At 60.3% G+C, this 13,900-nt stretch carries 11 protein-coding genes; 9 read left to right on the top strand and 2 right to left on the bottom strand.

The features are described 5' to 3' along the window. Nucleotides 1-157 precede the first annotated feature (157 nt). From RLW55_RS08120 to RLW55_RS08110, 3 genes are all read left to right on the top strand, one after another. Nucleotides 158-2,494, top strand: coding sequence for an AsmA family protein (locus tag RLW55_RS08120; RefSeq protein ID WP_423416087.1), 2,337 nt, complete (start codon nucleotides 158-160; stop codon nucleotides 2,492-2,494). Between the two features lie 293 nt (nucleotides 2,495-2,787). Continuing rightward, nucleotides 2,788-3,297 carry an S-adenosylmethionine decarboxylase family protein gene (locus RLW55_RS08115; protein WP_414464572.1) on the top strand — a complete coding sequence of 170 codons (510 nt, stop codon included), beginning with the start codon at nucleotides 2,788-2,790 and terminating at the stop codon, nucleotides 3,295-3,297. 330 nt (nucleotides 3,298-3,627) lie between these two features. Further along, a complete protein-coding gene (locus RLW55_RS08110; RefSeq protein WP_409561143.1) occupies nucleotides 3,628-4,377 on the top strand; it encodes a class I SAM-dependent methyltransferase in 750 nt (249 codons plus the stop codon). Nucleotides 4,378-4,398: 21 nt separating this feature from the next. Here the strand turns inward: RLW55_RS08110 and RLW55_RS08105 are convergent, their stop codons facing one another. Then, nucleotides 4,399-5,850 (bottom strand): DHA2 family efflux MFS transporter permease subunit, encoded by a 1,452-nt coding sequence (locus tag RLW55_RS08105; RefSeq protein WP_423416086.1) that lies wholly within the window; start codon nucleotides 5,848-5,850, stop codon nucleotides 4,399-4,401. A gap of 286 nt (nucleotides 5,851-6,136) precedes the next feature. Here RLW55_RS08105 and RLW55_RS08100 point away from each other — a divergent pair, with 286 nt between their 5' ends. The 3 genes from RLW55_RS08100 (at nucleotide 6,137) to RLW55_RS08090 (ending at nucleotide 9,632) form a co-directional block, all read left to right on the top strand. Then, complete coding sequence (locus tag RLW55_RS08100; protein WP_423416085.1) at nucleotides 6,137-8,080, top strand: acyl CoA:acetate/3-ketoacid CoA transferase; 1,944 nt, start codon at nucleotides 6,137-6,139, stop codon at nucleotides 8,078-8,080. A gap of 123 nt (nucleotides 8,081-8,203) precedes the next feature. Next, the gene (locus tag RLW55_RS08095) at nucleotides 8,204-8,503 is read left to right on the top strand and encodes a putative quinol monooxygenase (RefSeq protein ID WP_423416393.1); all 300 of its coding nucleotides are present in this window, start codon (nucleotides 8,204-8,206) and stop codon (nucleotides 8,501-8,503) included. A 112-nt stretch (nucleotides 8,504-8,615) separates the two neighbouring features. Continuing rightward, entirely contained in the window at nucleotides 8,616-9,632 is a 1,017-nt protein-coding gene (locus RLW55_RS08090; protein WP_423416084.1) for a S1C family serine protease, read from the top strand. Nucleotides 9,633-9,730: 98 nt separating this feature from the next. Here RLW55_RS08090 and RLW55_RS08085 read toward each other — a convergent pair whose 3' ends face one another. Further along, a complete protein-coding gene (locus RLW55_RS08085; protein WP_423416083.1) occupies nucleotides 9,731-11,281 on the bottom strand; it encodes a P-loop NTPase in 1,551 nt (516 codons plus the stop codon). A gap of 155 nt (nucleotides 11,282-11,436) precedes the next feature. On the opposite strand from RLW55_RS08085, the gene mobA reads away from it, so the two are divergent. The 3 genes from mobA to moaA all read left to right on the top strand — a co-directional run bounded on the left by mobA (nucleotide 11,437) and on the right by moaA (nucleotide 13,895). Next, nucleotides 11,437-12,069 (top strand): molybdenum cofactor guanylyltransferase MobA, encoded by a 633-nt coding sequence (gene mobA, locus RLW55_RS08080; RefSeq protein ID WP_423416082.1) that lies wholly within the window; start codon nucleotides 11,437-11,439, stop codon nucleotides 12,067-12,069. Further along, a complete protein-coding gene (gene mobB, locus RLW55_RS08075) occupies nucleotides 12,066-12,626 on the top strand; it encodes a molybdopterin-guanine dinucleotide biosynthesis protein B (protein ID WP_013949657.1) in 561 nt (186 codons plus the stop codon). The genes mobA and mobB overlap by 4 nt, the downstream gene beginning before the upstream one ends. A gap of 243 nt (nucleotides 12,627-12,869) precedes the next feature. Then, the gene (moaA, locus tag RLW55_RS08070) at nucleotides 12,870-13,895 is read left to right on the top strand and encodes a GTP 3',8-cyclase MoaA (protein WP_423416081.1); all 1,026 of its coding nucleotides are present in this window, start codon (nucleotides 12,870-12,872) and stop codon (nucleotides 13,893-13,895) included. Nucleotides 13,896-13,900 lie beyond the last annotated feature (5 nt).

The raw sequence follows: 13,900 nt of genomic DNA, 5'->3' as shown, positions 1-13,900 counted from the left end.
TGGAATGAAGGGCACGACTTCGACATCGCGGTGGGGAATCGCGCACAATGACGACAGACCCTGCGCCGCAGCCAGCGGCCCGCAAGTGACATAATTCGCCGCGATATTTCGCGTGCTTTGCGCGCGGCGCCCGAGGCCGACGACAACGAGGACTTGAATGACTTCCCAATATCCGCAGCCGCCCGCTCCGCCGCCGCTGCCGCCGTTTGCAGCCCAGCGGCCGGCGTTCGAGCGCGCGCCCCTCGGTTCAGGACCGCGCCGCGGACCACCGCCGCCGGGGAGCCCGCGCAAGCCGCCGCCACGCCGGCGCAGTGGCTTGCTCATGGGCGTCGTCTATTTCCTTCTCGTCGTCCTGTTCGTCGGTGGGGCTGGCGTCGGCTATCTCGTGCTCAATCCGCCGAGCGACTTCATCCGGCAAAAAATCACCGAACAGGTAAAAGCGCGAACCGGCCGCGACCTCGTGATTGCTGGACCGGCGACATTTGCGTTCTTCCCCGAACTCGGCGTGTCGCTGCATGACGTGTCGTTGTCGGCGCCTGCAGGAATGGACGGCACGCTGCTTCATGCCGAAGCGCTTCAGGTGAGCGTTGAGCCAATGTCGCTTCTGCAGCAGCGGCCGAAAATCAATGCCGTGACGCTTCGCCAACCGGTGTTCGACTTTCACGTCGACAAAAACGGACGGAACAACTGGAAATTCGCAACCAATCGCGCGCCGACGCAGGTCGCCGAGTTGCAGAGGGCGGGGACTCTGCGCGACGCAGGCGCTTTCGATGTCGCCGTCGCTGAGGTCGAGGGCAATTCGGTTGCCATTCCATCCGTCTCGAATGTGCAGCTCGATAACGTCCGCATCGAGGATGGAACGATCCGCTTCAGCGACGACCGAACTGGGCGTAAATCCCAGGTGTCAGGCATCAACGTGAAGCTCGGCTTGCCGTCGCTGGAAAGTCCGCTTGTTGCAAACGGCAATCTCGTCTGGCGCGACCAGCGTCTCGATTTCGATGGCAAAATCGAAAACGTGCGTGGCTTACTGATGAATGCGCCAGCGCATTTAATGTTCTCGACGAAGAATGGTCTGATCAATGCCTCCTACGATGGCGATCTGACTGTCCAAGAGGGGGCGGTTCTTGACGGCCAGGTCTCGGCCAAGGCGGATTCCGCTCGCCAGCTTGCCGAATGGTTCGGTTCCAGACTGCCCCCCGTCACCGGCTTCGGGCCGCTGTCAATCGAAGGCAAGCTGCAGACGGCCGACAACGTCACTGAGTTTTCGAACGCGACGTTCGCGCTCGACGGCGAAACGGCGAAAGGCACGATCAAGGTGACGACGGGCGGTGCGAGGCCATTCGTTGAAGCGAACCTTGCGATTTCCGCGCTCGATCTCAATAAGTATCTAACGAACGCCGTCGTCGGCACGCTGGCGACTGAAAGTGCGAATGCTCCGGCCCATCCGGGACCGGCGGCCGCGCCTACCGCCGGCCCCGACGAGATTCAGAAGCTTCTGCAGAAGCAAGGCACCAAGGTTTACGGCGTCGAACAGCGCGCCGGCTGGTCAAGCGAGCGCCTCAACCTTACGCTCTTAGGCATTGCAGACGGTAAAGCGCGGCTTTCTGTGGGCAAGCTGCATTTCAAGAATATTTCGATCGGGCAGTCATCGGTCGATGTCACGGTCAACAATCGGGCGATGCAGGCGTCATTCAACGACGTTGCACTCTACGAAGGCCATGGTCGCGGCGTGCTGACGCTCAACGGTTCGGCCGATACGGCAAACATCGGCGCCAATTTCAATCTCGACAGCGTGTCGGCGCTGCCGTTCCTGAAGGATGCCGCCAACTTCGGCTGGGTGTCGGGCAACGCCAACGTCAAGCTGCAGCTCGCGGCGAACGGTGCCAGCCAGCTGCAATTGATCGAGAGCCTGAACGGCAACGCCGGGTTCCAGTTCTCGAACGGCGCCATCGTCGGCTTCAATCTGCCCGGCGCGCTGCGCGGACTGTCGCAGGGCAACCTCGGGGCGCTTAGGACGTCGCCGACGGAGAAAACGGATTTCAGCGCGCTGGCCGCGACGTTTACGGTTACGAATGGCGTCGCGCAGAACCAAGATCTGCAGCTTGTCAGTCCGCTTTTGCGAGCGACCGGCAGCGGCGTCATCCACATGCCGCAACGAACCGTCGACTATACCGTGAAGCCGAAGCTCATCGCCTCACTCGAAGGCCAAGGCGGCAATGCACAGACCTCCGGCATTGAGGTCCCGGTAAGGATTACCGGGTCCTGGGATCATCCGAGCTATCATCCCGATCTCAACGGGGTGCTCGCCGACCCGAACAAGACGATGGATGCCATCAAGAACATCGGCAAAAAACTCAAAGGGAAGAATTCAGACGAAATCGTCGACTCTCTTTTTGGAAAGAAGGGCGACGAGGATCCGCAGACCGAAAAGACGAAGAAGAAAGCCAAGAAGCTGCTGAACCAATTATTCGGCAAGGCAGACGATCAAAATTAGCAGAAATTTCACGGCTGAGTTTCGCTTCGATGACAGTAAAAGCCATCGAGCGAGGCGTCACAAAACCGGTTGTTAAGCCGCTGGCGCTCCACGGCTAAAAAAAATTGGCGCAGGGCACAAAAAGCTCTTGCGTAGGGGGGGCATTGGCCTCATATGCACGCTCTCTCGTCTGTCCACCTGCCAACATGGTCGAGGTTTCCCAGAACCAATGAGGTAAGGAGCGGGCGGGTCAAACCTATCTGCTGGTTGGGGAGGGTCACATGGCCTTTAATGACACCCTCTTCCAATTGGGGATGGACTTGACTCGTTCAAGCACCGCCCAAGAGGAAGATCACGCGCGCGCTGAGTTCAACGCGGAAGTCGAGGACTCAATTGTGAGTCCGATTGCTGAGCTAAGCGTACCTAGTGCAGGGACTACGATCTTTATCGATCTCCATGGCGCCATGCGCCTCGGCGACGTCAAGTCGGCCGAGCGTGCGATGAAGCGTGCCGTCGAGAACTTGGGCCTCAAGCTCAAGAGCCTCCACCTTGACCGCGCCGCTGGCGGCGACGTGTCGGGTGTCGCGGTCTTGAGCTCCGGGCACCTGTCCTTGCAGGCTTGCTCGCGGACCGGCTTTGCCGCTGTCGATGCGCGCGGATGCGATGGGCTGACGCCGTCAAAGGCGCTGCTCGCGCTCGCGGGCGCTTTCGGAGCGCGCGAGGCTGTCATCCAGCGCAAGCGCGCGGCTTCGGTCGTTGAAATGCCGACCGTACGAGTCGTACGGCCCGCGCAGCGCCAGAAGGCCCAAGCGAAGGCGGCTTAAGAAGGACTCTTGTCTTTGCGCCGAGCGACTGCTTGTTGATTGCGCTTGGCGACTCCCCTGCGTGGAGCCGGCCGCCAAGCGCGGAAGCGGGCTGTCGGTGCTGCCGACTTCGCTGAAACTGACACTCTACCAGCAATAGGTTGCCGCGATCGGGTACGTCTCGATCGCGGCTTTTGGCGTACGCGGATGGTCCACTATAATCCTAATTAAGATCAAGTATGCTCGAAATGCTGTTTTGTGCTTCGTTAGCGAGACAGAAAACTTTCCAAGCTGTCGGCAACTAAATGTGAATTTGCGTTTTAGACCCGTTTGCGCTGAGGATTTGTTCAAATGGAAACTCTATATTCGCCAAAGTTTTATACTAATCAGCAGGCAGGTTCATTATCTTCGGCTGAGGTCGTCATTCCGATCGTGCTTAGTTTGTTTAAGGTGAACTCGGCGGTCGATATCGGATGTGGTGTCGGGGGGTGGCTAAAGACGTTGTCACAGCACGGCGTGAGCGACTACCAAGGGCTCGATGGCGATTATGTGAGCGCCGAGATGCTACAAATTCCGGCCGAGCATTTTACGCCCACCGATTTGTCACGCTCCTTTTCGCTTTCGCGCAAATATGATTTGGCGATTTCCCTGGAAGTTGCTGAGCACCTACCTGAGAGCAGTGCTGACGAATTCGTTGAATCAATCGTAAATGCTGCGCCGGTCGTTTTGTTCTCGGCTGCAATACCGCTGCAAGGCGGACTCAATCATATCAATGAGCAATGGCAGAGCTATTGGGCGTCGAAGTTTGCTACGCACGGATACGTTGCGATTGATTGCATTCGCCCCGCTATCTTCCAAGATCCCCGTGTTGCAAGCTGGTATAGGCAAAATATACTAATTTTCTGCGAGCCGGCTAAAGTCCCATCTTCTCTATCGCCCGTGACATCGGCTTATCAGTTAGATCGCGTCGATCACGGCCTTCTCGCGTATTTTCAAGACGGTTCGTCTCAACCAGGAAGCGGCAGGCAAGCCTTACAGAGCATAAAGCAAGCTGTACCCGTGCTCCTAAATGCGGCCCTTAAGAAAGTACGATTGGCTTAGCGGACAATGGTTTGTTTCGGTCTAAGTCATATGTCCTTCGCGCAAACGTGCGGCTTCCTTGGCGGGCTCGGCGGCTTTCATGGCTTCTGTCGGCAGAAGCGATGCGCCCGCTCCGCGTGAGAGCCGGGAGAAGAATAGAATCGAAGACAGCGACACCAAGCCGATCAGGATGAAGACGGGCGGAAAATGCGCCGCGTCGATGGCACTCCCGCCGCGCAGATACTGCATGCCCTGAAGTCCCATCGCAGCAATGGTGACGCCGACCGAACCCGACAATTCTTGCAAGGCTGCGGCGAAACTCGTGGCGCGGCTCAGGCGCTCGGGCGGCACGTCGGCATAGGCCAGCGTGTTGACGCTCGTGAACTGCAGGGAGCGCGATAGGCCCCCGACGAGAAACAGCCCGACGATCAGCAGCGCGGGCGTGCTTGAAACAAACAGCGACGGCAGCGCGGCAAACAGGCTCGAGATGACTGCGTTCGCGAGCAGTACGCGCTTGAAGCCGTAACGCCGGATGATAGCCGCCGCCTGTGTCTTCATGAACATGGCGCCGATGCCGGTCGCGAAGGTCATCAGGCCAGACTGAAACGCGGTCATACCGAAGCCTGTCTGAAAGAGCAGCGGCAGCAGGAACGGTCCAGCGCCAAGCCCCGTGCGAAACAAGAAGCCGCCGACCACGCCCGCGCGATACGTTGGGATCGCAAGCAAACGAAGGTCGATGATCGGCTGGGGAACGCGGAATGCGTGCCAGACGTAGAGCCCCAGCAGCACGGCGCCTGAGAGCGTGATCAAAACCACCAGATCGCGATCGAGAAGGCCAAGCCCCATCAGGGTGACGCCGGTCAGGAACAGCGACAAACCGGGGCCGATCAGGAAGAAGCCGCGCATATCGAAGGTGCTGGGGGTGCTTTCGCGCGTGTCTGGAATCAGGCGCGTGACCAACACGATACCGACTAGCGCGACTGGGATGTTGATCCAGAAGATCCAGCGCCAGCTAAAGTAGGTCGTGAGGAAGCCGCCAAGCGGTGGACCGAGGACCGGACCGACGAGCGCCGGAACCGTGAGCCACGCAATCGCATTGATCATATCGGTCTTTGGAATTGTGCGGAGCACAATAAGCCTGCCGACCGGCGCCATCATCGCGCCGCCGATGCCTTGCACAACGCGCGCGACAACGAGCGAACCCAGATCCGACGACAATCCACAGGCAATCGAGCCGACGGAGAACACGACCATAGCCGCGCGGAAGACGTTTTTCGCTCCGAAGCGGTCGGCCATCCAGCCCGATGCCGGAATGAAAACCGCCAACGCCAGCAAATACGTGGTGACGGCGAGTTTGAGGTGAATGGGGTTGGAATTGAGATCTTTGGCGATCGCCGGCAACGACGTGGCAAGCACGGTCGCGTCCAGGTTCTCCATGAAGAGACCTGTCGCAACGACCAGAGGTATGAAATTGCGGCGAAAAAGTTCAGTCATGATGGGTTGTCTAGCAAGCGTACAAACGATTAACGCTGTCGCAATCCGGCGCGCGACTTATGCAGATCTCGATTGCAAATTGGGTGCGGCATATACCACCGCTGACCCACGGATAGGCTGCCATTACCCCGTTGAGTGGTGCGGACCTAACAGAGCTAAGCTATGCGCGATCATTGGCCAGGCGCATAATCTGGTGTTCGACATAAAACAAACAACAGCGCGGGTTTCGCGAGGGCCGGACGAAGCCCTCCTTGATCCAAGGCTGTGACTTGGGGAAACGCATCGCATGGTTACCAACAAGGTCATGTCGGCTGACGAAGCCATCGCCCGCATCGGCGACAACGCCGTCGTCACGACAACGGGATTTGTTCAGAGCTGCATTCCGGAAGCGTTGCACGCGGCGCTCGAGAAGCGCTTTGTCGAAACCGGCGCGCCGCGCGACCTGACGTTGATCATGTGCGCCGGCGCCGGCGACAGCAAAGGCCTCGGCACCGGACGCCTGCACCACGACGGTCTTTTGAAACGCGTGATCGCCGCCAACTTCGGACGGATGCCGAAAGTTGCACAGGCGGCGCAGGACGACAAAATTCAGGGCTACAACCTGCCGCAAGGCGTGATCTCAAAACTCTATCGCAGCTGCGCGTCGGGCAGCCCCGGCCTCTTCACGCGCGTCGGTCTGCACACGTACGTCGATCCGCGGCTCGGCGGCGGCAAAGTCAACACCAAGACGAAAGAAGACCTCGTCAAGCTCGTCGAAGTCGATGGCAAGGAATGGCTGTTCTACAAAGCCACGCCGATCAATGTCGCCCTCATCCGCGCGACGAGCGCCGATCCGCTCGGAAACTTGAGCATGGAGCGCGAGGCGCTAACGCTTGACGTCCTGGCGCAAGCCATGGCGGCGCACAACAACGGCGGCATCGTCATCGCGCAGGTCGAGCGCATCGTCGCGGAAGGCTCGATCAAGCCGAAGGACGTGAAGGTTCCAGGCATTCTCGTCGACTGCGTTGTCATCGCCGATCCGCCGGAAATGCACCGCATGAACTATGGCGTGATGTATGATCCGGGTCTCGCTGGCGAGGTGCGTGTGACCGTCGACAGCCTGCCGACGATGGAGCTGGATGAGCGCAAGATCATTGCGCGACGTGCATCCTTTGAACTGCCGCCGAACGGCGTCATCAATCTCGGTGTCGGCGCGCCGGACGGCGTTGCGAACGTCGCCAACGAAGAAAGGGTGACGCCCTACCTCGTCATGACGACGGAAGCGGGTGCCGTCGGCGGCGTCCTGGCGGGCGGATCTAGCTTCGGCTCATCGGCGAATGCGCATTCGATCCTCGACCAGAACCAGATGTTCGACTTCTATCATGGCGGCGGCTTGGACCTCACCTGCCTCGGCATGGCGGAATGCGACAGCATCGGCAACGTCAACACCAGCAAATTCGGCGGCAAGCTCAACGGCTGCGGCGGCTTCATCGACATTTCGCAGAACGCGCGCGCTGTGGTGTTTGCAGGCACGTTCACAGCCGGCGGTCTTAAAGTTGCAATCGAAGACGGCAAAGTTCGCATCCTGCAGGAAGGCCGCGCGAAGAAATTCGTAAAGCAGGTCGAGCAGGTGACGTTCTCAGGCAAATACGCGGCGCAGAAAAGCCAACCCGTCATCTATGTCACCGAGCGGTGCGTATTCCAACTCACCGAGCACGGCCTTGAATTGATCGAAGTGGCGCCCGGCATCGATATCGAGCGCGACATTCTCCCCAACATGGCGTTCAAGCCGCACATCCACAAACCGGTGACGATGAACCCGCGGATCTTCCTCGATCAGCCGATGGATCTGCTGGCAGACCTTTTGAACCAGCATCTGAAAGATCGCATTAGCTATGATGCGGGCCGCAACATCCTGAATATCGATCTGCGGGCGTGGAGCGTGCGCAAGAAAGCCGACGTCACCGATCTCAAGAAGGCGATCGTCGAGGCTTGCCAAGCAACGGGCAAACGCGTCGACGCGATGATCAACCAGGATGGTTGCCGTATCGCCGAAGACCTGTACGACGATTACGCTGACATGGTCGCCTACGTCACCAAGAACCATTACGCGCGTTCCGCCCGCTACGCGACAAGTGCGGTCACGCGGCAAAAGCTGCAAGACGCGTTGCGTCGGCGCGGGCTCAATACGCACGTGTTCGAGAACGCGGATGCGGCTTTCGAGTCGCTCGAGCGCCAAGCCGCGGAATAGGATTTTTGCGGGGGCGAACTCGGGAACGGATTGAGTTTGATGCTGACCGGAAGTGAGATGTCGAGCGATGTGCGACGAGGCATATTCTCCTAACAACGATCGCGGCAATAATAGGTCAGCATGATGCTACTCATTGTTGGAACCGTTCGCGTCCCGGCGAAAAATATGGAACTTGCGCGGCCTGTCATGAAGCGTATGGCTGAGGCTAGCCGCGCCGAAGATGGATGTCGGGAGTACTGCTACGCTGAGGACGTTTTTGATCCGGGCCTAATACACGTCAAAGAGCTTTGGATCGACCAAGCTTCGCTTGATCGCCACTTTGATTCAGCACACATTTCTGAATGGCGGGCCGCTTGGCCAAGCCTTGGTATCGGTGAGCGTGACCTGCGCGTCTATGAGGTCGGTGAAGCGCGGCGGACATAGCATCGAACTCCCGCTGATGGCTGTCGGATTGGCTGCTGCGATTCTGGGCGGGACTTGATGTGATTAATGACAGTCGCCATCTATCCGCGACTTCATCCTCATCAGGTGCATTATGGAACACACCATTTTCCGAGTCTTCGATGACTCAGGCGTCGAGCGCCAACCTGCGCAGGCCGAAAGCGTGGCCCGCGATGACACAGCGCTCATGGACGCTTACAGCAACGCGGTCGTCGACGTCGTCGATGCGGTGTCGCCTGCCGTCGTGCATGTGCAGGTGAAAAGCACGCGCGGTGGGCGTAGCGGACAGGGCTCCGGCAGCGGCGTCATCGTTTCGCCGGACGGGCTCATCCTCACGAACAACCACGTCATCGACGGCGCACAATCGATCACGCTCGCGCAGGGCGATGGTCAGCATTTCGGTGCGCGCCTCGTCGGACGCGATCCCGATACGGATATCGCCGTGCTGCGGGCCGAGACGACGGAGCGATTGAAGTTCGCAAAGCTCGCGGATTCCAAGAAGCTGCGCCCCGGTCAGATCGCGATTGCAATCGGCAATCCGCTCGGTTTTCAATCGACAGTGACGGCCGGCATCATCAGCGCGGTCGGGCGGTCGCTGCGCGCGGAGAACGGCCGCCTGATCGACGATGTTATCCAGACCGACGCGGCGCTGAACCCCGGCAACTCCGGAGGCCCGCTCGTCAATTCGTCGGGGCATGTGATCGGCATCAACACCGCGACGATCATGGGCGCGCAGGGGCTTTGCTTCGCCGTTGCGTCGAACACGGCCGAATATGTGCTGACGCAGATCCTCAGTCACGGTCGCGTGCGGCGGGGTGTGATGGGCATCGTCGCAGAACATGTCGTGCTGCCACAGCGCATTCGGCACGCGTTGCATCTGACGCAAGCGGGCGCCATCGGCATTCGCAGCGTGCAGGCGAATGGACCGGCAGACGCAGCGGGGCTGAAGGCGGGCGACATCATGATTGCGCTCGACGGCGTGGCGATTGCGGGTGTCGATGACGTGTCGCGCGTGCTTGACGCGAAGCACATCAATCAGAAGGTGATCGCGACGGTGCTTCGCTCCGGCGAGAAGCTGGAGTACGCGATCGTGCCAGAGGAGCGTGGCTAGTTTTTTGTTGGTGCGGGCGGCTTTCCTTCGTCGAGCCGGCCGTAACTTATGTTGGCGCAGGCGACTCTCCTTCGTCGAGCCGGCCGCCTGCGCTTTACTTATTCCCGTGTCAGTCCTTTGGCGGAGAGTTCTTCGAGATACTGATCCCAGCGCTGATCCTTCTCGCGGCCGATCAGGTGGAGATAACCCCACGTATAAAGGCCCGTGTTGTGGCCATCGTCGAATGCAAGACGCGTGGCGTAGTTCCCAACGGCGTTCATGCCGGTGAGCTTGACGTTTTTCTTGCGCGGCACGGTGATGCGCTGCGACGGCGAATGGCCCTGCACTTCCGCCGACGGGCTGACGACGCGAAGGAATTCGGCGGGCAATTCGAACGTGCGGCCGTCCGGGAAGGCGGCTTTCAACACCTTACCACCATCGATAATTTCGAGCACGGGGGGCGGCGTCAGCGTACCTTTGGCGCGCTCGACCTCGCTCCATGTGCGTGCGGCGATGTCACGGAAAATCGCTGCGTATTGGCTTTCCGGCGCGGCGACCGTGACGGGCTTGCCGCTGTCGGACGTCTCGCGGATTTCCATATGTAGGGGCACTTCACCGAGGAACGGAACACCGAGCTTCTTTGCCTCGTCGTGCGCGCCGCCGTGGCCGAAGACGTCGGACCGCTCGCCACACTTCGGGCAGAGGAAGTAGCTCATATTCTCGACGATGCCGAGGATCGGGACCTCAACGCGCTTGAACATGGCGATGCCCTTGCGGGCGTCGATCAATGCCAGGTCCTGCGGCGTGGAAACGACAACGGCGCCAGACAGCGGCACGCTTTGCGAGATCGTCAATTGCACGTCGCCGGTGCCAGGCGGCATGTCGATGATGAGCACATCAAGATCGCCCGTCGTGCCGGCCCAGTCGGTTTCGCGCAGCATCTGGCTCAGCGCCGAGACGACCATAGGTCCGCGCCAGACGACAGGGGTGCCTTCGTCAACGAGGAAGCCCATCGACATGACTTTCAGGCCCCAGCCTTCGAGCGGCGTGATGGTCTTGCCGTTTGCGACCTTGGGCTTGCCAGTGATGCCAAGCAGGCGCGGTTGCGATGGGCCGTAGATGTCGGCGTCGACGATGCCGACTTTCAAACCAATCGCCTGCAGCCCGAGCGCGAGATTGACGGCGACCGTCGATTTGCCGACGCCACCCTTGCCGGAGGCGACCGCGACGACGTGCTTAACGCCTGGAATGGCCTGCGCCTTAGGAGCTGCCTGAGCCGCGGCTGCGGCCTGGCGCGGTCCGGCGCCATCCCCTGTTGCGCCTTTCGCACGCGCCGCCTGGACGCGCGGGTGCTCGGGCCGCGGACCCGATACGGCTTTCACCGGGCCGCCAGCAACGCGCGTGTCTCTTGATTGGCCAGCGGCGGCGTCAGCAGTCAGAACGGCTGTGACGCCCGAGACGCCGCCGATCTCGGAAACGACCTTCTCGGCAGCAAGGCGTAGCTGCTCCAGCTCTTCCGCGCGGCTCGCCGGAATCGTGATCGAAAAATACGGATGATCGTCCTTGATGAAGATCTCGGACACGAGGCCGAGGTCAACGATGTTGCTTTCAAGATCTGGGCCTTTGACCCGACGCAGGGCATTGAGCACCTGTGTCTTATCGACTGGCATGAGCGTCTCCCGGAGGCGCCGAAGCGACGGCGCATTTTATCTGGGCGATATAAGTCGCGCCGCGGCCGGTGGGAAGCGCCTCGCGCGTCTGATGGCAAGCAAAGCCCGGAATTCGGCGGGTTGCGGTGCCTGCGAAGCCAGCCTAATCGTGTCGCATGGTGGCGAGTGATCACATTCTTGGCGTCATCCTGGCGGGCGGACGGTCGCGGCGCTTCGGCGGCGGCGACAAGATGCTTGCCGAGATTGACGGGAAATCCATCCTTGCGCGCGTGATTTCGCGGTTTCGGCCGCAGGTCGGGCGGCTGGTCTTAAGCATCAACGGCGATGCGCAGCGATTCGCCGACTTCGGGGTCGAAACGATCACCGATGATGAAAGCCCGGAGCTTGGGCCGTTGAGCGGCATCCTTGCGGCCATGAATTGGGCCAAGGTGCATGCGCCGGGCATTACCCTAATCGCGACTGTGTCATCGGACGTCCCGTTCCTGCCCGACGACCTCATCACCCGCCTCGACGCGGCCCGTCATGAGGACCAGAGCGTTGCAATTGCTGAAACGGCGGGGCGGCGTCATCCGACCATCGGGCTATGGCCCCTGAAAAGACGGTCTGACGTAGCCAATGCCCTTGCCCGGCGGGCGTTGAGCATCAACCGGCTGGCGGCCGATCTCGATGCTGTTGCAGTGACCTTTCCGATGCGCGACAGTGATGGCGATGAGATCGATCCGTTCTTCAACGTCAATACTCGTGACGATCTCGATGCTGCCCGTGTGCTCGCGCAAAAAAAAGGATGACCGTTTTGGGCAAAGCCTTTCTCTCGCACGCCACTCTGCCGCTGTTCGGGATTGCCGGCTGGTCGAATTCCGGCAAGACAACACTGATCGAAAAGCTCGCCACGCATTTTTCCGGCGAAGGGCTGCGGGTGGCAACGATCAAGCACACACACCACAAATTCGATATCGACGCACCGGGGAGCGACACCGAACGACATCGTTCGGCAGGCGCTGCTGAAACCGCGATCGTCTCGGGCTCTCGCGTGGCTTTCATCGAGGAAATCGACCGGGCGGGCGAGCCGACGCTCGAAGAAATTGCCGCGCGGCTGCGTCCGGCGGACATTATCCTGGTCGAGGGCTACAAGTCGGCGCACATCCCTAAAATCGAGGTTCGGAGGGCGGCGGTCGCGGCCGAAAAGCTGTTATCGACGACCGATCCACTGGTCGTCGCCATCGCGGCGGATCACGAGGTCGATGCGCACGGCAAGCCGGTGTTCGATCTTAACGATATCGATAATATCGCGGCCCTGATCGTCAGGACCGTGGGGCCGTTCAACCCCGTCCGCCAGCTGGCCTAGTGGCCGCTGAAGTGGGAAAAGACGTTGAGGAGCTGGTCTCCCAGCACCGTCAAGGCGATGAGCCAAAATACCGAGGCCACAACCGCCCCCAATACGAAATAACCCGCCGGACTTTTCATCGATTTTTCCTCCCCTCAGCCGATTTTTTTCTACAATACGGGAAAATGTGACGCGAGAGCTTCGCTTGTCCTTGACGGGCTAAGGCACGATATACGAACTCAAGGCCTTTACGGGAGAATGTTCATGCAGGGCGCAACCGCCCAGAACGCCGAAACGCCCCTCGTCGACCCCTTTGGGCGGTCGATCGAGTATTTGCGCGTCTCGGTGACAGACCGCTGCGATTTTCGCTGCGTCTATTGCATGACCGAGCATATGACATTCCTTCCAAAGAAGGATCTGCTGTCGCTCGAAGAACTCGACCGGGTTTGCGCGGCCTTCGTCCGGCGCGGCGTGCGCAAGCTCCGGATTACCGGCGGCGAACCTCTTGTGCGGCGCAACATCTTGTGGCTGTTCCGGTCGCTCGGCCGCCATCTCGAGAGCGGTGCGCTCGATGAGCTGACGTTAACGACGAATGGCAGCCAACTCGAAAAGCATGCCACCGATCTTTATTCCGCTGGCGTCCGCCGGATCAACGTCTCACTCGACACGCTCGACCCCGAGAAGTTCAAAGCGGTCACGCGTTGGGGTGATCTTTCGACCGTGCTGCGCGGTGTCGATGCGGCGGAAGCGGCGGGCATCCAGGTGAAGTTCAACGCAGTGGCGCTCAAGGGCATCAACGAAGACGAGATCGAAGACCTCATTCGTTTCGCGCATGGCCGCGGCGCCGACCTGACGCTGATCGAGACGATGCCGCTCGGCGACATCGGCGAAGACCGCACGCATCAGTATCTGCCGTTGTCGCTCGTCCGTGCGCGGCTCATGGACCGGCTGACACTGGAAGACAATCCGTATCGCACCGGCGGCCCGGCGCGTTACGTGACGGTGAAGGAAACCGGCGGCCGTCTGGGCTTCATTACGCCGCTGACGCACAATTTCTGCGAAAGCTGCAATCGCGTGCGCCTGACGTGCACCGGCCAACTCTACATGTGTCTCGGTCAGGAAGACGACGCCGATCTCCGAGCACCGCTACGAGCTTCTTCTGACGATACCCTGCTTGATGCGGCGATTGTCGAAGCGATCTCGCGCAAACCGCGTGGCCACGACTTCATCATCGACCGGCGCACCAAACAGCCCGCCGTCAGCCGGCACATGAGCGTCACGGGCGGCTAAGTCCG

Origin of the sequence: Hyphomicrobium sp. B1, assembly GCF_049532635.1 — a bacterium.
In the GTDB taxonomy this organism is placed as follows: domain Bacteria; phylum Pseudomonadota; class Alphaproteobacteria; order Rhizobiales; family Hyphomicrobiaceae; genus Hyphomicrobium_B.
This window is presented reverse-complemented; position numbering and strand designations above follow the sequence as displayed.